The 23,164-nt window shown below is 61.2% G+C and carries 18 protein-coding genes and 1 pseudogene; all 19 read right to left on the reverse strand.

What is annotated here, in order from left to right; translation table 11 throughout:
* Positions 1-118: 118 nt before the first annotated feature.
* The 19 genes and pseudogenes from KGB03_RS12495 to tssA all read right to left on the reverse strand — a co-directional run bounded on the left by KGB03_RS12495 (position 119) and on the right by tssA (position 23,102).
* A complete protein-coding gene (locus tag KGB03_RS12495) occupies positions 119-1,135 on the reverse strand; it encodes a serine/threonine-protein kinase (protein ID WP_223527195.1) in 1,017 nt (338 codons plus the stop codon).
* A complete protein-coding gene (locus KGB03_RS12500) occupies positions 1,132-1,860 on the reverse strand; it encodes a PP2C family protein-serine/threonine phosphatase (protein WP_218536574.1) in 729 nt (242 codons plus the stop codon). The genes KGB03_RS12495 and KGB03_RS12500 overlap by 4 nt, the downstream gene beginning before the upstream one ends.
* A complete protein-coding gene (tssM, locus tag KGB03_RS12505; RefSeq protein WP_223527196.1) occupies positions 1,860-5,384 on the reverse strand; it encodes a type VI secretion system membrane subunit TssM in 3,525 nt (1,174 codons plus the stop codon). The genes KGB03_RS12500 and tssM overlap by 1 nt, the downstream gene beginning before the upstream one ends.
* Positions 5,385-5,397: 13 nt before the next feature.
* Positions 5,398-6,273, reverse strand: a complete 876-nt coding sequence (icmH, locus tag KGB03_RS12510) for a type IVB secretion system protein IcmH/DotU (protein WP_046045023.1) — start codon at positions 6,271-6,273, stop codon at positions 5,398-5,400.
* Positions 6,274-6,278: 5 nt separating this feature from the next.
* Positions 6,279-7,610 (reverse strand): type VI secretion system baseplate subunit TssK, encoded by a 1,332-nt coding sequence (tssK, locus tag KGB03_RS12515; RefSeq protein WP_046045022.1) that lies wholly within the window; start codon positions 7,608-7,610, stop codon positions 6,279-6,281.
* A 2-nt stretch (positions 7,611-7,612) separates the two neighbouring features.
* On the reverse strand, positions 7,613-8,113 hold the full coding sequence (gene tssJ, locus KGB03_RS12520) for a type VI secretion system lipoprotein TssJ (protein ID WP_134098426.1): 501 nt from the start codon (positions 8,111-8,113) through the stop codon (positions 7,613-7,615).
* Between the two features lie 5 nt (positions 8,114-8,118).
* Positions 8,119-9,315 (reverse strand): type VI secretion system-associated FHA domain protein TagH, encoded by a 1,197-nt coding sequence (tagH, locus tag KGB03_RS12525; protein WP_111448258.1) that lies wholly within the window; start codon positions 9,313-9,315, stop codon positions 8,119-8,121.
* Between the two features lie 17 nt (positions 9,316-9,332).
* Positions 9,333-9,473 (reverse strand): hypothetical protein, encoded by a 141-nt coding sequence (locus KGB03_RS12530; RefSeq protein WP_008150087.1) that lies wholly within the window; start codon positions 9,471-9,473, stop codon positions 9,333-9,335.
* Between the two features lie 348 nt (positions 9,474-9,821).
* Positions 9,822-11,339 (reverse strand): sigma-54 interaction domain-containing protein, encoded by a 1,518-nt coding sequence (locus KGB03_RS12535; RefSeq protein ID WP_218536571.1) that lies wholly within the window; start codon positions 11,337-11,339, stop codon positions 9,822-9,824.
* Positions 11,340-11,349: 10 nt separating this feature from the next.
* Positions 11,350-14,004, reverse strand: a complete 2,655-nt coding sequence (gene tssH, locus KGB03_RS12540; protein WP_223527197.1) for a type VI secretion system ATPase TssH — start codon at positions 14,002-14,004, stop codon at positions 11,350-11,352.
* Positions 14,005-14,017: 13 nt separating this feature from the next.
* On the reverse strand, positions 14,018-15,025 hold the full coding sequence (gene tssG, locus KGB03_RS12545; RefSeq protein ID WP_033059313.1) for a type VI secretion system baseplate subunit TssG: 1,008 nt from the start codon (positions 15,023-15,025) through the stop codon (positions 14,018-14,020).
* Complete coding sequence (gene tssF / locus KGB03_RS12550; RefSeq protein ID WP_192408861.1) at positions 14,989-16,776, reverse strand: type VI secretion system baseplate subunit TssF; 1,788 nt, start codon at positions 16,774-16,776, stop codon at positions 14,989-14,991. Before tssF ends, tssG begins: the two co-directional genes overlap by 37 nt.
* Before the next feature lie 66 nt (positions 16,777-16,842).
* Positions 16,843-17,226, reverse strand: a complete 384-nt coding sequence (locus tag KGB03_RS12555) for a hypothetical protein (RefSeq protein WP_111448254.1) — start codon at positions 17,224-17,226, stop codon at positions 16,843-16,845.
* Between the two features lie 20 nt (positions 17,227-17,246).
* Positions 17,247-17,630 (reverse strand): hypothetical protein, encoded by a 384-nt coding sequence (locus tag KGB03_RS12560; protein ID WP_218536569.1) that lies wholly within the window; start codon positions 17,628-17,630, stop codon positions 17,247-17,249.
* Positions 17,631-18,779: 1,149 nt separating this feature from the next.
* Positions 18,780-19,074 (reverse strand): annotated as a pseudogene (locus KGB03_RS31185) (PAAR domain-containing protein); the annotation flags it as partial.
* Positions 19,075-19,084: 10 nt separating this feature from the next.
* On the reverse strand, positions 19,085-19,492 hold the full coding sequence (tssE, locus tag KGB03_RS12570) for a type VI secretion system baseplate subunit TssE (RefSeq protein ID WP_008150080.1): 408 nt from the start codon (positions 19,490-19,492) through the stop codon (positions 19,085-19,087).
* A 13-nt stretch (positions 19,493-19,505) separates the two neighbouring features.
* Positions 19,506-20,981 (reverse strand): type VI secretion system contractile sheath large subunit, encoded by a 1,476-nt coding sequence (gene tssC / locus KGB03_RS12575; RefSeq protein WP_111448251.1) that lies wholly within the window; start codon positions 20,979-20,981, stop codon positions 19,506-19,508.
* Between the two features lie 28 nt (positions 20,982-21,009).
* Positions 21,010-21,513: a type VI secretion system contractile sheath small subunit gene (tssB, locus tag KGB03_RS12580; RefSeq protein WP_008150078.1), complete on the reverse strand. Its 504-nt coding sequence runs from the start codon at positions 21,511-21,513 to the stop codon at positions 21,010-21,012.
* A gap of 32 nt (positions 21,514-21,545) precedes the next feature.
* Positions 21,546-23,102, reverse strand: a complete 1,557-nt coding sequence (gene tssA, locus KGB03_RS12585; protein ID WP_111448249.1) for a type VI secretion system protein TssA — start codon at positions 23,100-23,102, stop codon at positions 21,546-21,548.
* Positions 23,103-23,164 lie beyond the last annotated feature (62 nt).

A 23,164-nucleotide genomic window follows, 5' to 3' on the forward strand; every position in this document is an offset into this window, starting at 1 on the left:
TTCGGTGCCGGTGAACGACAGCACTTGCAGGTCGCCGACGTAGTCTTCAACGGTCAGGCTGAAGTGGGTTTCGTTAGCTGGGTTGAACATTGCTTGCTCCCTGTTCGGTAGTCATCCGTTACGCCCGCAGTCGCAGACGTTGCAGCAAAGACGAAGTGGCGCCCAAGGCGTCACGCAATTGGGCGGCGGTGATGGTGCGCTTGGCCGCATCGAAAGCCAGCGCCGTTCGTAGCGCTGGCCAGCAGTGTTTCGGAAGATTCCTGGGGGCGTGCAGCTCGCGTTCGAGGTGGCCGTCGCGGGCTTCGGTCGAGGGCAAGCGGCGGAACGGGTGTTTGCCGCCCGCCAATTCGTAGAGCACGCAGGCCACGCCGTAGACATCGGCACTGGCCGACAGCGGCTGGCCTTCGAGCAGTTCGGGGGCGGCGTAGCCGGGGGTCCAGGCGTTGAAGCGGTTACGGCTCAGGTGTGGCAGGCCGGGCAAGATGCCCTCCTCGGCCTGGCCCAGACCGAAGTCGAACAGGCGCACGCCTTCTTCGCTGAGCATGACGTTGCTCGGTTTCATGTCACCGTGCAGCACGCCGCGAGCGTGGGCGAAGGCCAGCGCGTCGAGCAGCGGCAGCGCGATGTCGCGCAGTTCTTTCCACGGCAGGCCCAGCGGCCGCTCGCAGAGTAATTTGTCCAGGGTCAGCCCACGCATGAGTTCCATGGTGATGAAGGCGCGCTGGCAATCGGTGTCCACTTCAAAGCTGTGCAAACGCAGCACGTTGTCGTGGCGCAGGCGTCGGGTCAGGGCGAACTCGCTGTAGAGCAAGGCACTGGCGTCCGGCGATTCGGCAAATTCTTCGCTGAGGATTTTCAGCGCGATGTAAGGGTCGGGGTCGCCGAACTGTTCGCTCAGCAAGTCCCGTGCGCGGTAAACCGCGCCCATGCCGCCGGCACCGAGCAGGCGCTCGATGCGGTAACGGCCTGCAAGTACATCCGGCATTTCGCCGACGCTGGCCTTGGTTGGCGCCAGCGCGGGCTCAGCCTTATGCGGCTTTCCATTTAGAGGCTTGGCGAACGCAAAGTAAGTCAGGTTATTGGCTTCCTCGTCGGTCACCAGCAGGTCGTCGAGCGGCGGCATGAGTTGGGTCATTTTCGGATCACCACAGCGGTCAAGTTGTCCCGGGCCGAGCCACGCAGAGCGCCGTCGAACAGACGCTCCAGCGCAACGTGCGGCGCGGTCAGGCTCAGGGCGTTGCCCAAGGCATCGGTGCTCAGCCCTTGGTACAAGCCATCGCTGCACAACAGAAACGCATCGCCGGGGTAAACCTCGAGTTCGAGCACATCCAGCGTCAACTGCTCGGCGGCGCCGACCGCTCGGGTCAGCGCGTGAGCGGAAGGATGGGCACGGGCGTCTTCGACGCTCATGTTTTGCTCGTCGATGAGCTGCTGTTGCAGCGAATGGTCCTTGGACAGCTGATACAAACGCTGGCCGCGCCACATATAGCAACGGCTGTCACCGGCCCAGATGCAGGCCGCGCGATTACCTTCTACGAGCAGCGCCACTACGGTGCTGCCCATGATGCTGTCGTGACGCCCGGCCGTGACGGTCAACTCCTGACCCAAGCGGCGGTTGAGCCAGTGCAAGCACTGGCGAATGCCTTTGAGTCGTTCGTCGAAGTCGTCCTGCTCCGGCAATTCCGCCAGGCTGGCGACGATCAACTGGCTGGCGATGTCGCCACCCTGATGACCGCCCATGCCATCCGCGACCACCCACAGCCCCTGCTGTGGGGAGTCGAGGAAAGCATCTTCGTTGCGCGCCCGAACCTTGCCCGGATCGGTACGCGCAGCGCTGCGCCAGGGACTGGCAACCAGCATCAGAGCTGCACCGGCATACGGAAGGTACGCAGCACGCCCATGTCGAACGGGTTCGGGGTGCGCTGGCTCGACAGCAAGTAGTTGGCGCGCAGGCCGCCTACGTCAGCTTTGAGCACCAGCACATCGCGACCGCTCAGGTACTCGGTCTGCATCAGGTCGAACAGACGGAACAGCGACCATGGGCCGGTGTTCTTCTCGATGCCGATCGGGCGGCCAGCCATTTTGTCGAGGACCAGGCTGGTGCGACCGTCTTCAGCATCGGTCGGCCATTTGAACGACACCGGCACGATCGGGCCGTGACGGTACTCGATGGTCTTGTCGCCAAACTTGAACTCGGAACGGCTGACGGCCGGGTCGAGAGTGTACGGCTCCAGTTTGAATTGCACTTGCGGCTCGGCCGGGTTGATCGAGAAGAAGCTCTGGCGAATCACTTGTGCCGCGGCCATCTGGTCGAGGTAGACCTTGGAGATCGGCATGCTGTGACCGTCGATGTTGCGCAGACGGTAGTTGCCTGGATCGCCACTCACGAACGGACGCATGTAGGTCTCGAAGAAGCGATCGTTGATGCCCTGCGCCTTGAAGAACTCGCGGAAGTCGCTGATCGCAACGTCGCTGGTGCTGTGGGCGCTGAACGGGTAACGCTTGTTGATCGCCTTGCCGTAGAAGCTGTACAGCTCGCTCTGATAACGCTGGTTCAGGTACTGGTAGGAATCGTTCAGCACCAGACGCCAGGTGTCTTCAGCCAGGACGTTGAACCACACGCTGACCGGACGCGGCAGACGGTTGGAAGCATTGCGCAAGTTGCTCAGCGCATCACGCTGGCCGCTCATGCGGGTCTTGGCCATTTCGAACGCGGCCTGTTCCGGCGCACTGGCACGCGCCAGGCTCGCCAGTTGCAGTTGCAGGTCGTTGAGCGCCGTCAGGGCCGGGGTCAAATCAGCGGCCGGGCCGTTGTTGTCGTCCAGCAAACGGTGCAGCGGTTCGAAGCGGCGTTGCAGGGATTTCTTCGCGGTGTCCGGTAGGTTCTTGGTCATGTCTGCGGCTTTGTCAGCCGCGGCCGCCGCGAGTTTGCCGAGCTTGCCGCCCTTCTCGCCCAGTTTCTCAGCCGCTTCGGCCGCTTGATCAGCATTGTCGGCGATCACCGAGAAACGGGTGTTCTCGCGCACTTCCACCAGCAGTTGCAGCACGGGGGAGTTGGCGGACGTCAGGCCCGCCAGTTGCTCGGCGCCCTCACTGAAGTCGCTGATTGGAGGCAGTGCAACCTGGCCGACCGCTTCGCTCCAGAAGTTGGCGTAGTCGCGGAAGTACAGTTGCTCCAGTTCGACCATCAGGCGACGCAAGTCCATGCCGCTGATGCCCGAGCCTTCGCCCAGCACCCAGTTGTCACGCAGGATATCGGTGACCAGCGCAGAGCCCTGCACCGAGAAATACTGCTGATAACCCTGTTGGGTGTAGAAACCCGGGATCACGTATTCGGTGCCGACAAACAGCGCACCTTGTGGGCCCAAGTGTTGGCTGAGGCGATATTCCGGCAGGTTGCGGGCCTGCTCGCGCAGCATCCGGTAAACCACGTTGGCCAGCGATTCGCTGCGCAGTACCTGACGCGCTTGGGCCACCAGTTGATCATTCAGCGGGTAGATAAACGGCTGCTTGAGCAAGCGCTCGAAGTGGGTGTTCAAACCGTTCTGCACCGCGGTGTTGCCGGCGTAACGCTGGGACCATTCGGTGGCCACCCAATCCTTGAGCCACGGGCCGTCGCGACGGTCTTTCATGTTCAGCATCAGGTACGCACGCAGGCTGTTGAGCAGGCGTTCGCGGTCCTTCATGTTGGCGCGGATCTGCCCTTCCAGCAGGGTCGCAACCTTCGGCAGCAGTTGCGCTTCAAGCTCACGCTCGTAGGCCTCCTTGACCACCGGATTGACCTCTTCGCCTTGGTACAGGCCACCCCGTTCGTGGTACGACACATCACCTTTTTTCGGGAAGACCTGAGTCGCCGCGTAGCTGGTGTCGAGAGGCTTGAGTACCGCCATGGAATCATCACGCGCGGTCAATGCCGAGCGCTGTTGTGTCCAGTTGGTCGCCAGATTGCGCAGGTTTTCCAGGCGCTCGTAGTTAGCCGAGAATCCGCCCGCCCACAGCATGCCGAACAGCGCCAGTGCCGCCAATGCGCCCACGTACAGGGCACGCTGGCCCCAATGGATACGACTGCGTTCGCGTTTGTCCAGACCGGCCAGGTCGGCCTCGGGGAAAATCACCCGGCTGAGCAAGTGGTGAATGAAGCGCGAACGGCCGCTGCGCAAGGTCGGCAGCACACCAGCGTTCATCCCCAGATTGGCGCCGATACCGGCGGTGGTCTGGTCCATTTCTTGAGTCAGGTGCGGTGCGCTGGTCAGGTAGAAACCGCGCAACTGGCTGACACGCTGATAACGGTTGCCGGTGAACGCCATGTCGACGAACAGGCACAGACGCTCGCCGATCTGCCCCAGTTGATGCGGGAAGTCGAGGATGCGACCACGGCGCTGAGTGTCGCGCTCCTGGTGCATGCGCATGATCACTTGGCTGTTGAGGCGACGCAGCAGCTCTTCGAACTCGGCGCGCAGGACGGCGACGTCGGTGCCGCTCTGCTCTTTGCGGAAGCTGGTGCCGAGCACCTGATCGCTTTCTTCGCGGGTCAGTTGATCGAAGAACTCGTCAAAACCGAGCAGCTTGTCCGCCTTGCTCAGCACCAGATAAACCGGCACATCGACGTGCAGTTTCTGATGCACGTCTTGCAGACGCGCACGCACCTGGCGAGCCAGGGTGTCGAGGTCTTTCTCGTCGGGGCACAGCAGGGTTTCCACCGGAATGGTCACCAGCACACCGTTCAACGGACGGTTGCGGCGACGCTTGCGCAGCAGGTCGAGCAAGGTGCTCCAGGCGCTGCCATCGACTTCGGCATCCGGCTGGGTCAGGTAACGCCCGGCGGTGTCGATCAGCACACCGTGGTCGGCGAAATACCAGTCGCAATGACGGGTGCCGAGGGTGTCGCGGGTCAGCTTGCGGTCGATCTTGTTGATCGGAAACTCAAGGCCCGAGAAGTCCAGCAGGCTGGTCTTGCCGCTGCCCTGCGGGCCGATCAGCAAGTACCAAGGCAAATCGCTGCGCCAGCGTTCGCTGCGACCGCGATACAGGCTCGAAGTCTTCAGGGTTTTCAACGCATCCTTGAAGCGCACGCGAAGCTCTTTCTGCTCTTCGTCGATCAACTCTTCACGGCGGATACGATCCTGGCCGTCTTCGGTGTCTTCGATGGCTTTCTTGCGTACGCCAGCGCGCCAGCTGACGAAGACCATGGTCAGGCCCCAGATCAGGAACAGCACACTGATGGTCAGCAGGCGGGAGGTCGAACCTTCCCAGAACTTGTAGTCATTGACCGCCAGCAGCGGCCCGACGAACCACACCAGCAGCGCGACAAACAGCACCAGCAGCAAGGTCCAGACCCAGGTCTGACGCAAGAATGCGCCGACTTTCTTGAAAAACTTTTTCATCACACGTCCCTGTTTACGGCTGCGACTGCGGCTGGACCGCGGCCGGATCTAGCTGCTGATAAGGTTGCAGAACGGTTTCGCGTTGCTCGCCCAATACCCAGGCGAAGCCCGAATACATCACCACCAGGCAAACCACGGTGAACAGCACCACCATCCACGCCGGCACGATGCGCACCAGGCTGCGGCGCTGATCGTTCAAGCCTTCCCAATGGGGCGACAGTTCGCGAGGCACGTCACCGCGCAACTGACGAATCTGACGATACAAGGCGTCGCGGATGCCTTCGAGCTCGAGCATGCCGCGGGCTTGCACCCGGTACTTGCCTTCGAAGCCCAGCGACAGGCACAGGTACATCAGCTCCAGCATCGGCAGATGCTTGACCGGGTTTTTCGACAGGCGATCCAACAGCTGGAAAAACTTCTCGCCGCCGAAGGTTTCGTTGTGGAAGCTGCTGAGCAAGCTCATCTGCGACCACTCGCTTTCGTTGCCCCACGGCGTGGTCACGACGGCTTCGTCGACCACGGTGCACAGCACGTAACGCGCGGCCATCACCTGGCTGCTTTCGGCGCCGTTGTGCAGCGCCCGCACTTCAAACAGCTTCAGCCCGGCAGTCAGTCGCTCGTTGAGCGCGTACATGTCTTCGCGGGTGTCGCTGTGCTTGAGTCGCACCACTTCCGACAACAGGTCAGAGGCGGCTGCGACCAACGAATTGAGGCTGATGTTGAAGGCTTCGGCCGGGCGCAGGCGCGCGGCATAAATCATCCGTTCTTCGAGCTGTTCAAAACGCGGCGGTGCAGCGAAATCTGTCAGCGGACTCGAAGCAGGGCCGTGGCCCTGGCGGTCGAGCAGGACGGTTTTGTCGTCCTGGGTATGTTCCATGTCCTTGATCATGTCGGTCAGTTCCTGATGGCCCAGAATTTCAGTTCAAGCTCGGCAAATTCGCCGGACACGTGGAACGCGAAGCCGCCGGAGCGCTCGAGTTGTGCCAGGTCTTCGGAACTGAGTTCGAGGATGAAATAGGTTTTGTTGGAGTGGAACGCGATCTGCCGCGGGGCCACCGGCAACGGTTTGACCTTGATGCCCGGCAGATGCAGGTTGACCAGTTGGCGGATGCGCTCCACCGGGCCGACCTTGAGGTGCGCCGGCAAGCGATGGCGCAGTTCTTCGGAGTCGCAGTTGGCACTGGCGGCGAGCACGAACGAGGCCGAACCCAGCAGTTTGTGGTCGTGCAACGGCGAGACGATGATCCCGTACTGGCGCGCTTGCAGGACCAGTTCGATGGCGTGCTGTTCGAGCACCATCGACAGCACCTGACGAATCGCTTCCATCAGCTTGCGGAAGCTCGCGCCCTGGTCGCTGTGCTGGTAACGGCTGTCCAGACGCGGGCGTTTGCTGTCGCTGGAAAACGTCGCCAGATCGCCGAGCATGGTCAGCAGCGTGCGGTACAACTCTTCCGGGTGAACCTGTTCCAGGCCGAGGTAGTGGCGCAGCAGCAGTTCGGTGCGGTTGATCAGTTGCAGCATCATGAAGTCGCCGACTTCCGCGCCACCGACCTTGCCGTTGGAACGGATCCGCTCGGCGATGGTGTCGCCACGGTGGCCGAGCATGCTGATCACTTCTTTCAGGCACGACAGCAGGTAGCTGGACGAATGCGCCTGAATGTAGGTCGGCACGAAATCCGGGTCGAGGCTGATCACGCCGTCGGGCGTGGTGTCGAGCACTTCACAGATCTTCAGTTTCACGTAGGCCTGGTCGCTCTGCTGCTCGCCGAGCAACAGTTTGAAGTCCGGGCGCCCGCAGCTGACCTGGCTGGCGGAATCGTCGCCGGCGTTGGAATCGGCGACTTCCGCTTCGTACGCGGTGTAGCGCGCCAGCACGTCGGATTGCTCCGGACGGCGCGACTCGATGTGGTTACCGGTGACCAGCGGCAGCGCCAGGTAGATCGGCGTGTTGCCGGTGTTCGGCGGCACGTCGAGGGCCAACGGTTCGGTGTTGCCGCCGAGTTCGAACAGGCTGCCGTCCGGCAGAATCCCCGAGGCCTGGCTGATCACCAGTTTGCCCATGTTGAGGAACTGCAAGTCGATGTCCAGGTTCAGGAAGCCCCAGGTGTAGCTGCCCAGCAACTGCGTGCGGGTCTTCATCTGGTGGTCGTAGTAGCGATCGTTGTGCTGGAAGTGCTGCGGACGCAGCAGCATGCCTTCCTGCCAAATCACTTTATGGGAATTCATGATCAGTCATCCGCCTTGGCGAGCGTTTCGTTGCTATTGCGAATACCGGCCTGGTCGAGGGTCAGATCAGCGTCGGTGACTTCCACCGGGGTGACTTGCACCGTGTAGCGCCATTTGGTTTCCGGCAGATCGCGGTAGGCGGCGAGGATGCCGACGTAGCGACTGCCCTCCTCCACGCTGAGTTTCATCTCCACGGTTTCACCTGGACGCAGTTCGATTTCTTCGCTGGCCACCAGGTCCGGGGCCAGGGATTCCTTGGCGCGCTCGTACAGGCTGAAGAAGTCAGCGTTCTCGAACGTCACCGGATGCTTGAGCTCGAACAGACGCACAACGATCGGCGACGGACGCCCGTTGAGGTCCGGGTTCAGCTGATCGCTGGCGGTCAGCTTCAGGTTGAGCTTGGTGACGTGGGAATACGGCGACAGTGACGAGCAGCCAGCCAGCAGCACCAGGGCCGCGAGCGCCGTCAGCGTCTTGAAAAAAGCGGTCGAGCAGCGAGACATGCGCATCATCCTTGGTGGTCGGTGTGAAGGGTGGAAATCAGGCGGATCTGTTCTTCGTAGGCCTGAGCGAAGTCGCGGGCCAGCAGGCGCTCGCTCCAGTCATCGTCCTGACGCAGGGCCTGGTGATAACGACCGTAAGCTCTCCAGCGACTGCCGGACGTGGCGAGCAACGGCTTGTTGTCGCGCTCGAAACGCAGGGTCAATTGCTGTGGCGAGAAGTGCTCCAGCGTGCCGCGAACGGCAGCGCGGCTGGCGGTCAGCAACGCCACCTGATGCGCCTGCAAATCGCGGAACGCACGGGAGATCGCCTGCTCGGCCGGCAACTGGCCCGGCTTGTTCGGCTGCAACAAAATGCCCAGCGCTTCGCCGGCATCGACGGCAAATTTCAGCGGGTTCTTTTGGGTGCCTTGCACGGTGGTCTGGGCCAGACGCAGTTCATTTTTCAGTTCGCTGCGGGTACGCAGGCTCTGCTGCAAACCGCCGACGCTTTGCTTGAGCAGGCGTGCAGCGTTGAGCGCCAGGGCTTCGCGGGCGTCGTGGTCGAGGCCTTTGAGGTCCACGCCCAACGCGGCGCCGAAGTGCTCCCAGAAACCTTCACTCTGACGCTCGACCACTTTCGGCGGCGGAGCTGGCGCAGGTTCTGCCGGGGCGTCGATCAGCTCCGGCACCATCAGGCTTTCCATGTCGATGCGCGCATAGTCGGCGCGCTGACGGGTGTCTGAGAGGGTGGTGCTCGGGGAGATCAGTTCGTCGATTTCCGAATACACGCGCTCTTGCTGATCGAGGGCATTGAGCGGGTCGAGATCGAGAAACGCATCGTCCGGAATGATGCTGCCTGCTGCTTGCGGACGGCCGACTTCAACGTCGAAGGTCGCCGGATCGCGTACCAACCGCGCACGGATCTCGAAGTCACCCAGCACGTAGACACTGCCGTGCTCGATGCGCATCGCTTCGCCCTTGCGCAGGCGCGCGCCGCTTTCGCTGTCCGAAATACCGTTGCTGCTGGTATCGGTCAGGAAAAACGTGCCTTCGCGGTAGCTGATCAACGCGTGGTGGTTGGACAGGTGACGCTTGCGGTCCGGGATGATCCAGTCGCAATCCTCGCCCCGACCGATCACGCCACCGGCCTGTTTGAAGGTCTTCTGGCACAAATCCGTGGGCACGAACTGCTTGGTGTTGAGCATTTCGAAAACCAGTTCCATGGTGATACTCCTTGCGGTCACTTGCCGCGATTGACCGCCTGCGGATCACCCAATGGGCGATAGGTGTTGTCGTTGTATTTGTAATTGCCGCTACAGCCGCCGAGGCCGCATAGAACGACGAGGGTCAGCAGGACGGCTTGCCAGTGACGAACAGACATCAGAGGGTCTCCAGGGGTAGACAAAGTACAAAGCGCCGACCCGTTTGGGCGGCGCTATCAAAAGCGGATGAGGTGAAGCCGAGCGCTCTAGTCAGTGGCCTTGAGCCGATCTCCCGTAAAAGGGTGATTCCCTGCTGCCAGTGAGATTCCTGTGGCGAGGGGACTTGTCGGAATGCCGCACCACCCCGTTGGGTCGCGAAGCGGCCCCAAAACCGGCTACCCCGTTTATTCAGGCAGACCGCGTTGGCTGAATTGCGACTGCTGCGCAGCCGAACGGGGATAAATCCCCTCGCCACAGAGAATTCGCTGGCCACAGGTGGAATTCCAACCAAGGTGAGGAAATTGATATCAGCCATCGAAATCACCCAAATTGATATTCAGGCGCCCGAGGCGGTACAGCAGCGTGCGGCGTGGCAGCCCGAGTTCGCGGGCGGCGAGGGTCTGGTTGCCGTCGTTTTTACGCAGGGAATCGAGCAGCAGCCTGCGCTCGACCTGCTCCAGGCGTTCGCGCAGGTTCAGGCTGCTGTCTTCCGGCATGGCTTCCATGCGCAGGGAGAAATGCTCGGCCAGTAACTCACCGCCCTCGCACAGCAGCACCGCGCGTTCGACCAGGCCTTTGAGTTCACGCACGTTGCCGGGGAAGGTGTAACCGGACAGGTGATCCAGCGCCGCATCGGACCAGCACACCGCATCGCGCTGCAAGAACGAGCAGGCCTTGTCGGCGAAGTGCCGGGCCAGGTCGAGGATGTCGCCTTCGCGCTGACGCAGCGCCGGCAACTCGATCGGGAATTGCGCGAGGCGGTAGTACAAGTCCTCGCGGAATTTGCCTTCGCTGACCAGCACCGACAAATCCCGGTGCGTCGCTGCGATGATCCGCACGTCGATCTTGTGGGTGTCGTTGGAGCCCAGCGGGCGGATCTCGCCCTCCTGCAGAACCCGCAACAGCTTGGCTTGCAGGGACAACGGCATGTCGCCGATTTCATCGAGCAGCAAGGTGCCGCCGTTGGCCGCGTCGAACAGCCCGGCACGGTCGCGATCAGCACCGGTGAACGCACCTTTGCGGTAGCCGAACAGTTCGCTTTCCAGCAGGTTCTCGGGGAACGCCGCGCAGTTCTGCACGATGAACGCCTGGGAACGGCGCGGACCGCAATCGTGAATCGCCCGCGCCACCACTTCCTTGCCGGTGCCGGTTTCACCGCGCAGCAACACGGTATACGGGCTGTGCAGGACTTTGCTGATCAGCGAGTAGGTCCCGCGCATGGCCTTGCTCTTGCCGATCAAGCCGTAACCGCTGGCGCTCGGGACGAGGACCTTCACCGGTCGTGCATCACCGGTTGGCTGACGCAGACGTTGCAGCAAATGCAGCTGGCCGAGTACGAACGAGCCCAGTTGCCCCAGGGAGTCGGCAAAGCCTTGCAGGTCGATGTGCCGGCGACTGGCGCACAGGAGCAAGCCTTCGACGGCTTTCTGCTGATTGACCATTGGCACGCACAGCAGCGACTGCCAAGGCGTGGCCTGAGGCGGCAGGAAACTGGTTTCGTGCAGGCTGCCGCTCAGTTCGCTGAGGCTCACCACGCGGTTCTGGCACAGGGCGAATTGCAGCAGTTGTTCACCGTTGTAATCCGCCGGCAGGCTCGCCGCTTCCCGGGGTTGCAGGATGCCGTTGAGGCATTCGGCGTTCATCCCCAGGCACGTGTGAGTCGCGTCCAGCAGGTACAGCTGCGTCAACTCGCAACCGCTGAGCTCGGCCAACCCGCGCACGAAGTCACCCAGCAGCGCAGCACCGTCCGCCGCGCGCGACAAGCGGGCGAACTGCGCCAGCAAGGCTTCGGCATAGACCAGCGGTTGCGGCACCTGAGTGAACATCACACCCACCTCAGGCGAACTCGCACGTCACGCTGGCGTTGCCGTCGAGCGTCGCGTGGACACGCTTGAGGCTTTCGCCCGTGGCCATCGCATCGAGCAAGCGGTCAGCCACCAGCGGCAGCACGTGCAGGTCGAGCAAATGGTCGATCAGGCGCGCGCCGCTGTCGCTCTGGGTGCAGCGATCTGCCAGGTGATCGACGAGGTCTTGCGAGTAAGTGAAATCCAGCTGACGACGGTTCAGGCGCTCGCCCAAACGGCCGAGTTTGATTTCGATCAGCTCGCGCAGCACCGGGCCGCCCACCGGGTAGTAAGGCACCACGCGCATGCGCGCCAGCAGCGCCGGTTTGAAGTGTTTGCTCAGCACCGGGCGGATGGTTTCTTCGAGTACTTCGGCCGACGGCCGCGCGCCGTTTTCACAGAGCTCGGCGATGCGGTCGCTGCCCAGGTTCGATGTCATCAGAATCAGCGTATTGCGGAAGTCGATCTCGCGCCCTTCGCCGTCGTTGGCCACGCCTTTGTCGAAGATTTGGTAGAACAGGTTGAGCACGTCCGGGTCGGCCTTCTCGACTTCATCGAGCAGCACGACCGAGTACGGCTTCTGGCGCACGGCTTCGGTGAGCATGCCGCCCTCGCCATAACCGACGTAGCCCGGCGGCGCGCCGATCAGGCGCGACACGGTGTGCTTCTCTTGGAACTCGGACATGTTGATGGTGGTGATGAAACGATCGCCGCCGTACAGCAAATCCGCCAGGGCCAGCGCGGTTTCGGTTTTGCCGACGCCGCTCGGGCCGACCAGCAAGAACACGCCGACCGGCGCATCAGGTTTGTTCAGGCCGGCAGCGGTGGCGCGCATCGAGCGGTCCAGTGCGTGAACGGCTTGTTCCTGGCCCCGGATGCGGGTGCGCAAGTCGGTGGCGAAGCTCGCAACCTTGGCGTTGTGCTCACGGGCCAGTTGGGCCAATGGCACACCGGTCCAGGCGCTGATCACTTCGGCGACCAGACGCGGGCAGACTTCGAAGCTCACCAGACGTTCTTTGATCTGAAGTTCGGTCAGGGCTTTGTGGGTTTCGTTCAGCGCAGCTTCCAGGGACGCGACGCTTTGCGCTTCGTCCACAGGGGCTTCGAGTGTTTCGATCACAGTGCCTTCGGCATCTTCTTCAACCGTGACAGTGGGCTCGACGGCGGCAGCTTCGCGGGCCTTGGCCAGTTGCTGACGCAAGTCCAGCAGGCGCTCGGCCAGTTCTTTCTGTTCGGTCCAAAGGGTTTCCAGCGCGACCCTTTCGTCTTCAGCTTCGGCCAGGCGATCTTCCAAAGCGTCCAGCGCTTCGTGGTCGATCAGCAGACCGGCCTCGGCATCACGGCGCAAGGCCTGACGCTGACGGCCGCCTTCAGCCAGTTCACCCCGCAGGCGCTCAAGGCTTTCCGGTGCGGCGGCGAGGCTGATGCGCACGCGAGCGCAGGCGGTGTCGAGCACGTCGACGGCTTTGTCCGGCAGCTGACGGCCCGCAAGATAGCGAGCAGACAACTCGGCCGCCGCCACCACTGCGTCGTCGCGCAGGTAGATGCCGTGGCTCTTCTCGTAGACCTGGGCCAGGCCACGCAGAATGGTCACCGCTTCGCTGACGGTCGGTTCGTGCAGTTGCACCGGTTGGAAACGACGGGCCAGGGCCGGGTCTTTTTCGAAGTACTTCTTGTACTCCGCCCATGTGGTGGCGGCGATGGTGCGCAACTCACCACGGGCCAGGGCTGGCTTGAGCAGGTTGGCCGCGTCGGAACCGCCGGCATTGCCGCCCGCGCCGATCAGGGTGTGAGCTTCGTCGATGAACAGGATGATCGGTTTCGGCGAGGCTTTGACTTCGTCGATCACGCCTTTGAGGCGACGTTCGAATTCACCTTTGACGCTGGCGCCCGCCTGCAACAGGCCCATGTCCAGCGACAGCAGTTCGACGCCTTTCAAGACTTGCGGCACTTCACCCGCCGCGATGCGCGAGGCCAGGCCCTCGACAATGGCGGTTTTACCGACGCCGGCTTCACCGACCACAATCGGGTTGTTTTTGCGGCGACGGGCGAGGATGTCGACCATCTGGCGGATCGCGCCATCGCGGCACAACACCGGGTCGAGTTTGCCGTCGCGGGCTTGTTGGGTCAGGTTGTGGGTGAAGCGCTGCAGCAGCGATTCGCCGGGCACAGCGGGTTTACCGGTGGCCGGTTGCTCTTTCTGTGACAGGGCGAATTCTTTCAGGCGCTCGATGTTCAGTTTGGACAGCAACGACTGGTAGCGGCTGCCGGCGTAGCGCATCGGGTTGCGCAACAGCGCGAGGATCAACGCGGCTTGCTCGACCTGGCTTTGGCCCAATTCAAGGTTGGCTACCAGCAACGCGTCTTGCAGCCACTGCACCAGTTCCGGGGCGAACACCGGGTTGCGCGACGCGCTGTGCTCGACCCGCGATTGCAACGCGGCGCTCAGCTCACCGGCATCGACTTCGGCGTCTTGCAGCGCGCGTGCGAGCAAGCCTTGCGGGCGCTCCAGCAAGCCCAGCAGCAAGTCTTCGACGAGGATCTTGCTGCCGCCACGGGCGACGCAGCGTTCGGCCGAACTTTCCAGGTCACGACGGGTTTCGGCATCCAGCGCCTGGATAAGTTGTTGCAGGTCTACGTTGATCATTGGTCATCTGTCCTTAATGAATTTTGCTGCCCAGGGTCACCACGCCGTCCGCTTTTTCGCGGCCGAGCCAACTGGTCCATCCCAGGCGACAGGCGTTCTGCTCACCGATGCGCAGTTCGCGGATTTCTTCCTGGCGCAGCACCAGGCGAATGTCGTAATCGAGCGGGTCACGCAGGGTGAACCGCACCAGCGCACAGAGCGGCTGGTAGCCGAAACCGATCGGCAGGAACTCGTGGAAGCGTTGCCAGTCGAGTTCGCGGATGTGGATGCGGAACTTGCCGCTGCGGTCGCGCACGTGTTCGCCCAGCACCAGGTCTTCGCCGAGCAGGCTGTTGGCGCGGCCCAAGCGATTGCGCTGCTCGTCGAGGATTTCGACGCGACGCTCGATGCACTGCTCGATAGTCAGTTCTGCATGTTTGAAGTAGTAACGCAGCACCGCTTCGATCAGCGCCGCCGAATGCGCGCGCAAGCTGAGCAAGCCGAGGTACGGCAGCAGGCGTTTCCAGTTCAGTTCCTGAGCCCTGCGGATCTCTTCACCGCCGAGGCCGATCAACGCAAACAGCTGCGACGAAAACGGGTCGAGGGCGCCGCTCTGGAAGCTTGCGCGGTAGCGGTATTTTTTCCAGATCGGCAGCATCAGCCGTTGCAGGCGATGGTGGAACAGGTCGAGGAAGTTGCGGGTCGGGTTGCCGTCTTCACTATCGCCCAGGGCCTGTTCGCCGTAGAACGCCGGGAGCGGCGAGCCGGAACCGACCAGGCCGATCAGGTTGAAACGCAGACGCGCGCGCATCTGCCCGTGCTCTTCGAAAAACTCCACGCGATCGACGTCACTGCCGGGGAAACCCAGGCTCGGATTGGCCTGGAATTCCAGCTGGTCGTACAGATCGTCTTCGCTCAGGTACGGGTGCGCCTCGCGCAGCCGGTCAACCACCAGCAGCACGGCCTGAAACAGCGAGTACTCGCGTATTACCCGGGTCAGCCCGCTTAAAGCAGGGGTTGCAGACCCATACGTGGTGTCCATTGGTACACCTCTCCCTGTGTGCTTTTTACCCGCAGCTCGTGGTACGAATTGAGACTGGCGTAAAGCGCGAAAAACTCGTTAAGAACCGAAGCGAAAACGAACAGGTCGCCCTCACCGATATACCCTTCCGGGTCGATGGTCAGCTCGGTGCGCAACCCGCGTACCGGCAACCCTCGGTGCAAGCGGTCGACGTGTTGGTGCTTGATCGACTTGAGCCCGCCCAGCAGACGCTTGCTGACTTTTTCAGCGTGTTGGTCGTAGTAGCGCGGCAGGTCGTAGGTTTCGAGAATCACCTTCAACGCATTGACGTCGGCCAGCGACAGGTAGTTAAGCGACATGTTGCTGATCAGCTTCCAGAGGAAGTCACGGTTCAGCGGCGGCGCATAACTGGGCGTGGCCGGGGTGATGTTGCGGAAACTGAGGAACTCCGGCGTCTCTTCGCAGGCCATGCAGATGTCGCCGAGCTTGAGCTTTTTGGGCAGATTCTGGTTGGTGCACATCAGCTCGATCGACAGGGTTTCGTGGGCTTCGGTGTGACGGATGCCGAAGCTCAGGTACGTGTCGAGGCCGTCGTGCAACGAGGACGAACGCTGGCGGATGCTGTAGTGCGGACGGCTGTTGGGCACGTCGAAACTCGGGTCGTGCTCGAACGATTCGAACGGCACGTACGCCTGATAACCGAGGCCACCTGGCTTCCAGCCGGTGACGGTTTCCACCGAAAACACACCGCAGTTTTGCAGGTCGTATTCGGCGGGCAGCAGCAGGTATTCGTCCTGCTTGCCGTCGAGGCGGATCGGCAACGCATCGTGCTTGAACAGGTTAACGATCGGCGTGCAGTAGAGCTTCACATTGTCCAGCGTCGGACGCAGGCGCTGGATGCCGCTCTTGCGAATATCGAAGCGCAATTCCAGGCCGCGCATCTGCTTGAGCGTGTCTTCCGGCAGAGCCTTGAGCAGGTCCAGGCCGTTGATATCGACGAACAGGAATTTGTCCTGGAAGGCGAAATATTCCTGCAGGTAGCGGTAGCCGCGGAAAGTGTTCAGCGGATACGGGATCAACGCCTCTTCTTCGGCAAAACCCACTGGCTGCACGCGGTCGCCGGGCATCTTGAATGCCATCGGCGTGCCGTTCACGCCGTTGATGGGCTTGCCGGCACCGTCCAACGGGATCAGCTCGATGCCTTCCAGGTTGCGCAACAGGCTCAGATAGAGCATCTGGCTGATGTAGCGCTCGCCGGCGAAGTGCAGACGCAGACGGCTCAGCTCCAGCTCACCGAGGTGACCGTCAGCGCTCATCTCCAGACGCAGGCTCAACAGCGAACCGTCGCCCTTCACTGAGTAATTCAGTGCAGCCAGGTCCAGCGGCAAGACTTCGGTCGGGTAGCAGGTGCGGAAACGGCAACGCACGTCATCGATTGGCATGCTCTCGACCGGTGTGTCGCGCTCGACCATCAACGCAGGACCGGAGCGTTTCAACGGATCGAACTGCAAAATGCTGAACGCCGGCAGCGGCCGCATGTAGTTGGGCCACAGCAGGTGCATCAGCGAGTGGCTGAGCTCCGGCAATTCGTCGTCGAGCTTCTGACGCAGGCGACCGGTCAGGAACGCAAAGCCTTCCAGCAACCGCTCCACGTCCGGATCCCGACCGGCCTGACCGAGGAAAGGCGCCAACGCCGGGCTACGCTCGGCGAAACGACGACCTAACTGGCGAAGTGCGGTGAGTTCGCTTTGGTAGTAGTGGTTAAAGGACACGGGGGGTTACCTGTTTGTCGTTTTTGCAAAATTTTTCAGAGCTGGAACATCCAACAACTGCGTGCGTCATGGGCAAAAAGAACGGTCATCGACAGTCCATGAACGCACGGCTTTTTCTTCGACCTTCTCAACCCGCGCCAAAGCCGTGCGCAGCGCTTGCCCATCAATGGTTTTGACGGCGCTGGCGCTTTTAATCGACAGGCTGTACTGGTCGCTTATCTGGCCCGACACGTCCTTGCCCGCCGACGTGTAGTTGGCGATGGAACGGCGCTCGTCGGGCCTCAACGTAAAGCTGCGGGGCTGATCGTCGTAGTTGGAGTCATGGGCCAGGGACAGCTCCAGCGGGACTCCGCAGGTGTTGAGCAGGTACACATCGTTGCGGTAGACCTGCTGCGCAGCGCAGGCCGTCAATGACACGAAGAAGGCAAAAAGACCGGTCCACTTAAACATCGAATTCATCCTTGGCAGCTTCATGGGCACACCGACGTATCGTTGATCGTCCACTCACGCTGAGTGCCGTCGCTGATCTTCTCCACGCCGCTCAGACGCTGTTTCAGCTGGGCGCCATCAATCACTTTGCTTCCAATGGCATCGGTGATTTTCAGCGAATAGTTGGCCGGGATTTGCTCGATCACGTCTTCGCCATAAGAGGCGAAGCTCGCGACCAGCGCCCGGGAGCCCGCTGCGGATGTCACGTTACGTTCCAGCGAATGCATGTTGGAGCTGTTGGAAATCTTCATTTCCAGAGGCTGGCCGCAGCGGTTTTCGACATACACGTGGTTGTTGTAAACCTGTTGTGTCGCGCAACTGGTCAGGGAAACGAAAAGCAGGCTGAAGCCGGCGAACTTAATCATCGAATTCGACCCTGGCCAGCCATAGCAGGCTTTTGACGTCTTGTTCAGAGGCTGCCGTACGGCTTTGCCGTTCGGAAGTTGTACTGGTGTAACTGCTGAAGTACTGCATGACGTCGAGCTCGCCCGCGCCTGGCGTCGGATGATCTGCCTTCGGGTTTTGCATCAGCGAGGATGAATCCTTGTGGGTCCACGAGTAGGTCGGAATCAGACCACCGCCATACTCGTTGAGAATCAAATGCCCGAACTCATGGGCAGACGTTTCCTTGAACTCTTCGGTGGCATAACTCGCCGCGTAGCCCGCGCCGATACCTTGTCGAGTGACGAATTGGTCATACGCATAACCGGCGTTGTGATACACCTTTCTGGCAATCGCCAGACTGGTAGAGCGTCCGAAGTCCTTGGACAACGAATCAATCAGCGGGAAGTTTCCAGCTTTGGGTGTGGCATTGATGTCAGCTTTGACCGTAACTTTGTAAGCACCCTTGCCAGTCGTGATCCCACTGGCAATACCACTGGCTCGTGAGCCATTACGCGACCAATAGAGCTCGATACCTTCCTTGGCCCAGCCCAGCAACGTGCTGAACGGCGTCGGCGCCAGGCCCGGGGTAGAGCCGCTGCTGCCGCCATCGGAAAAGCTCGGCCGCAACACGACATCAACCGTCTTCGCATTCCGATCAACCCGAACATCAACCCACTTCACTTCTTGCGCCGAGCACTCAAGCGTCAGATCGGTGACCTGTTGTTCGCCGCCCTGAGTCGCGGTCAGACGCACTTTAAGGTTCGGGCTTTTCAGAACACGGGTATCGAGAATGCCCGCCGTGTCGTAGCCATCCCACTGCCACGGATGCTCACCGCTCGGCAGGAACTGGGCAGTGTTGGGTTCGGTGTAGATCAGCTTTTCGCCGTCCAACACCTCCAGCTTCACGGTGTCGGCAGCGGCTTTGCGGTTGTCGATGAGGAAGTCGATCAGCTCACGATTTTTCGTGGCACCGCTTTTGATTTCATCGTAATCCGGGACCTCCAGCGGCGTCAGAACCGAATTGCCCCCGGACTTCAGCTTCAGCCGGTAATCGAGTTTCTTTTCATCGGCACTGGCCTCTGGAATCAGCGCCGCGACCACAGCACCCAGCGCGGTCGCGATAATCCCGGAGAACGGTGCCGGCGAATGCGAGTTACCGATAATCACGGTCCCGGAACCCGCCGTCACCTTGTTGCCATGAGTCCCAACGGAATCCACAGTCGCCGCCGCTTTGCCGTTGATCAAAACCGTCGTCGCCAACCCACCCGACATCGCACCACCACACGCCGAGGCATCGCCTTGGCGGGCGGCCGCGAGGCCGTCGAAGAATACGTCGCCGGAACCGGCGGCGATCGGGTTGGTGCCGTGACCGGGGAGCGGGCAAGCGGTAGGGTCGGTGACACGTGCTGCGGGTTTGCCGGACATACGAATCTCCTTAGTTGACCTTCACTTGACCGCTGCCATCCAGGCGCGCGGCGAAACTGACCTGACGCTTGAAACCATCAACTTCCAGCAAGCCTTCGATGCTGAAGGACAGGCGAAGCTGATCGTGATCACGCGGCAGGGAAATGACACGCACATTGCTCAGGCGTGGCTCGTAGGCTTCGATGAAATTTTCGATGGCCAGACGGGCCTGACTCAGGGAGTCGTGCAGGCTCAGACGCATGTCATTGAGATCGGGTAACCCGTAATCGGACAGCGTTTGCACGCTGCCCGCACGGGTGCTGAGCATCTTGGCCAGATGGGCAGCCACGGACGCCATGGCGGAGACCTCGCGGCTCCAGCCGACGCGTTTGTCCGCGTCGCCACCCAGGCGTTCGAAAAGGCTGCCGTATCCAGTCATGAATTAGCTCCGCTTACTCTTTGTCCAGCTTGCCAACCAGCGACAGGGTGAAATCGGCCCCCATGTACTTGAAGTGCGGGCGCACGTTCAGGCTGACGCGGTACCAGCCAGGCTCGCCTTCAACATCGCTGACGATGATCTGGGCAGCGCGCAGTGGACGACGGCCACGCACTTCGGCGCTTGGGTTTTCCTGGTCGGCCACGTACTGGCGGATCCACTTGTTGAGTTCCAGCTCGAGGTCGGTACGTTCTTTCCACGAACCGAGTTGCTCGCGCTGCAGCACTTTCAAGTAGTGAGCCAGGCGGTTGACGATCATCATGTACGGCAGTTGGGTGCCGAGCTTGTAGTTCAGCTCTGCTGCCTTGCCTTCTGCGCTGATGCCGAAGAACTTCGGCTTCTGCACTGAGCTTGCGGAGAAGAACGCCGCGTTGTCGGAGCCTTTGCGCATGGTCAGGGAGATGAAGCCTTCCTCGGCCAGTTCGTATTCACGACGGTCGCTAACCAGAACCTCGGTAGGAATCTTGGTTTCGATTTCGCCCATGCTTTCGAAATGGTGCAACGGCAGGTCTTCAACCGCGCCACCGCTCTGCGGGCCGATGATGTTCGGGCACCAGCGGAATTTGGCGAAGCTGTCAGTCAGCTTGGTGCCGAACGCGTAGGCGGTGTTGCCCCACAGGTAATGCTCGTGGCTGTTGGCGACGGTTTCTTTGTACACGAACGATTTGACCGGGTTTTCTTCCGGGTCGTACGGGTTACGCAGCAGGAAACGCGGCACGGTCAGGCCAACATAACGGGAGTCTTCCGACTCGCGGAAGCTCTGCCATTTGGCGAATTGCGGGCCTTCGAAGTGATCTTTCAGATCCTTCAGGTCCGGCAGACCGGTGAAGCTTTCCAGGCCGAAGAATTTCGGGCCGGCCGCGGCGATGAACGGCGCGTGGGACATGCAGGCAACGCTGGACACGTACTGCATCAGTTTCACGTCCGGCGAGCTTGGGGACATGAAGTAGTTGGCGATGATCGCGCCAACCGGCTGACCACCGAACTGACCGTATTCAGCGGTGTAGATGTGCTTGTACAGGCCAGACTGCATCACTTCCGGCGAATCTTCGAAATCGTCCAGCAGGTCGTCTTTGGAGACGTTGAGGATTTCAATCTTGATGTTTTCGCGGAAGTTGGTGCGGTCAACCAGCAACTGCAGGCCACGCCACGACGATTCCAGGGACTGGAAGGACGGGTGGTGCAGGATTTCGTCCATCTGGCGGCTGAGCTTGGCATCGATCTCGGCGATCATGCGGTCAACCATGGCCTTCTTGACTGGCTCACCGTTGTTCTGCGGCTTGAGCAGCTCTTCGATGAAGGCCGACACACCGCGCTTGGCGATGTCGTAGGCTTCGTCGTCCGGCGTCAGGCGGGTTTCGGCGATGATGCTGTCGAGAATGCTGTATTCGCCGTTCTCTTTGCTCTTTTGCTGTGCTGCGCTAGTGCTCATTGTGTTGGCTTCCTTGGCTGATGGAGACTCAGGCGTCCTGGGCTGCGGCATTCAAGCCCAGCTCACCCAATACGCGACCGCGGGATTCGTCGTCGGCGAGAACGCCTTCGATGGCTTTGCGGAACGCAGGCGCGTTACCCAGCGGGCCTTTGAGGGCCACCAGCGCGTCGCGCAGTTCCATCAGTTTTTTCAGCTCAGGCACTTGCTCGACCAGGCTGGCCGGGTTGAAGTCCTTCATCGAGTTGACACGCAGTTGCACGCCCAGCTCTTCAGTGCTGCCCTCTTCCTGAAGACGGTTCGGCACGTTCAATGTCAGGGTCAGCTCTTGCTTGGCCAGCACTTCGTCGAAGGTCATCTTGTCGATGCTGATCGGCTTGCGATCTTCGACTTTACGTTCGTCCTTGCGGTGGGTGTAGTCACCGATTGCCAGTAGTTTCAACGGCAGTTCAATCTCTTCCTGAGCACCACCGGTGGCAGGTTTGAAAGTGACGTTGATGCGTTCCTTGGGGGCTACCGAGCCTTCTTTGGCCATGGCTATTCTCCTTGCGGTTGTGGCCCTGGGGCCTATTCGAGTACCACTTCGAGATCGAGGTGGCACAGCCTGCGATAAATCTCTTCCTTGCGTTCACGTACGGCATGGTTCTGCGGCAACAACTCGCAGCAGCTATGCAGTAAATGCAGCACTTCCAGCGCAAGATCGGGCTCCCAGGCGTTCAGGCCTGAGTCCTGTAATGTTTGGTCCAGTGTTTCGAGTTGGGTCCTGGCCAGTTCGTATTTCTTGGCCATGAAGCACAGCCGCGCGAGGGCGAACTGCCAGAAGAACCGGGCGCGTCCGCCTTGGGCGCTTTGCAGGCCTTGCTTGAGGATCTGCACGGCGGCCTTGAGGCCGTCCTTGCGCAGGATCGGCAAGACTTCTTCCAGGGCCACTTCCCAGGCTGGCTGGGTGTCGGCGACTTCGACCTTGCGCGGCGCACTGGCGCTTTGCAGGTGCGGCATGACGTGGGCGCTGACCCAGGCGCGGGTGGCCGGATCGGCAAACGGGGCGCCGTCATGGAATCGCAATTCGATGATGCCGGGCAGGCGTTGAATCAAAAGCGCGAAGTGGATTTCCACTTCGCGCATAGCCATCTCGGCGTTGAGCCCCTGGAGGCACTCCCAAACCATTCGCTGGCCATCGAACCAGAACGGCGCCTTCGCCAGGCTCGCCTCCAGTTCCACCAGCAGGTCAGCGTACTTGGCCTGGTCGTAACGGTCCTGGTAGGCCTTGAGCTTGTCGGCCGGCAAGCCGCGCAGAACGGTGATTTGCTCGGCGTTGCGCTCGGGCACCGCGTCGATGGGCAACCACAACAGTGTGCGATTGAGGCGCAAGGCGCGCAGGTCCGTGGCTTTCTGCTTGAGCCACCAGGCACACAACGGCCGCGCGCTTTCCTGCTGGGCACGCAGGGCCTTGTGGGCTTCTTTTTCGTTATCAATCGGCGCGCCGGGGGTGAACAGCTGCGTGGCGGCCTGTTTGACCTGGGCCACCGCGGCACCCACTACACCCGGTTCGGGCTGGTTGTCGGCGGCGCGCTGAACCATGTTTTTCAAGCGGCGGGAGATCGGCAGCAGCAACGGCGCATCGTCGCCCAAGTGCTCGGTGCAAGCGGCATCGAGGCCTTCAAGGTGTTCGACCAGCCGCCGGAACATCGGCAACTGCTCTTTGATCGCGACGTTTTCAGTCAGCACCTGCTCAAGACGCGGCACCAACCAACTGATGGCAGCGGAGCGGGTGCGGGCCTTGTTGGGATGAAGCTCGGCCCAGTGGCTTTCGCACAGGTGGTGCAAAAGTCCGAGGCCGGCCAGCAGCCCTTGAAAGGATTCGCGCTGGTACAGGGCCCAGGTCAGCCAGGCGCCAACCCGCAAGTCCTTGGACTGGGTGCGCAGCAGGCTTTCACTGTTTTCACGGATTTTCAGCCAGTCGATCTGACCGCTTTCGTGCATGGACGAGGCTTTGGCCAGCTCGCTTTCCAATGCCTCATATTCGCTCGAAAAGCGAACATCCTCGCCCGCGAAATTCTCTTTGGAAACAGAGGCTTTTGCGAGGTCGAGGTAATGAGCAGAAAGTTTGCTTGAGTAGGACATCCATGGCCTTTAATTAGGATTACAGTCATACGTCTATTGGATTTCCAACGACGCGGGACAGA

This window comes from Pseudomonas sp. BF-B-26 (assembly GCF_019956495.1).
Classification (GTDB): Bacteria; Pseudomonadota; Gammaproteobacteria; order Pseudomonadales; family Pseudomonadaceae; genus Aquipseudomonas.

Bases quoted from the DNA above. Each gene is read 5' to 3' on its own strand.
- tssK (WP_046045022.1), bottom strand. From the start codon at position 7,610: ATGAATTCCCATAAAGTGATTTGGCAGGAAGGCATGCTGCTGCGTCCG.
- icmH (WP_046045023.1), bottom strand. From the start codon at position 6,273: ATGATCAAGGACATGGAACATACCCAGGACGACAAAACCGTCCTGCTC.
- KGB03_RS12495 (WP_223527195.1), bottom strand. From the start codon at position 1,135: ATGACCCAACTCATGCCGCCGCTCGACGACCTGCTGGTGACCGACGAG.
- tssB (WP_008150078.1), bottom strand. From the start codon at position 21,513: ATGGCCAAAGAAGGCTCGGTAGCCCCCAAGGAACGCATCAACGTCACT.
- tssE (WP_008150080.1), bottom strand. From the start codon at position 19,492: ATGACTGGATACGGCAGCCTTTTCGAACGCCTGGGTGGCGACGCGGAC.
- tssG (WP_033059313.1), bottom strand. From the start codon at position 15,025: ATGGACACCACGTATGGGTCTGCAACCCCTGCTTTAAGCGGGCTGACC.
- KGB03_RS12555 (WP_111448254.1), bottom strand. From the start codon at position 17,226: ATGTTTAAGTGGACCGGTCTTTTTGCCTTCTTCGTGTCATTGACGGCC.
- tagH (WP_111448258.1), bottom strand. From the start codon at position 9,315: ATGGAACTGGTTTTCGAAATGCTCAACACCAAGCAGTTCGTGCCCACG.
- tssC (WP_111448251.1), bottom strand. From the start codon at position 20,981: ATGAGCACTAGCGCAGCACAGCAAAAGAGCAAAGAGAACGGCGAATAC.
- tssM (WP_223527196.1), bottom strand. From the start codon at position 5,384: ATGAAAAAGTTTTTCAAGAAAGTCGGCGCATTCTTGCGTCAGACCTGG.
- tssA (WP_111448249.1), bottom strand. From the start codon at position 23,102: ATGTCCTACTCAAGCAAACTTTCTGCTCATTACCTCGACCTCGCAAAA.
- KGB03_RS12500 (WP_218536574.1), bottom strand. From the start codon at position 1,860: ATGCTGGTTGCCAGTCCCTGGCGCAGCGCTGCGCGTACCGATCCGGGC.
- tssH (WP_223527197.1), bottom strand. From the start codon at position 14,004: ATGATCAACGTAGACCTGCAACAACTTATCCAGGCGCTGGATGCCGAA.
- tssJ (WP_134098426.1), bottom strand. From the start codon at position 8,113: ATGTCTCGCTGCTCGACCGCTTTTTTCAAGACGCTGACGGCGCTCGCG.
- KGB03_RS12530 (WP_008150087.1), bottom strand. From the start codon at position 9,473: ATGTCTGTTCGTCACTGGCAAGCCGTCCTGCTGACCCTCGTCGTTCTA.
- KGB03_RS12535 (WP_218536571.1), bottom strand. From the start codon at position 11,339: ATGTTCACTCAGGTGCCGCAACCGCTGGTCTATGCCGAAGCCTTGCTG.
- KGB03_RS12560 (WP_218536569.1), bottom strand. From the start codon at position 17,630: ATGATTAAGTTCGCCGGCTTCAGCCTGCTTTTCGTTTCCCTGACCAGT.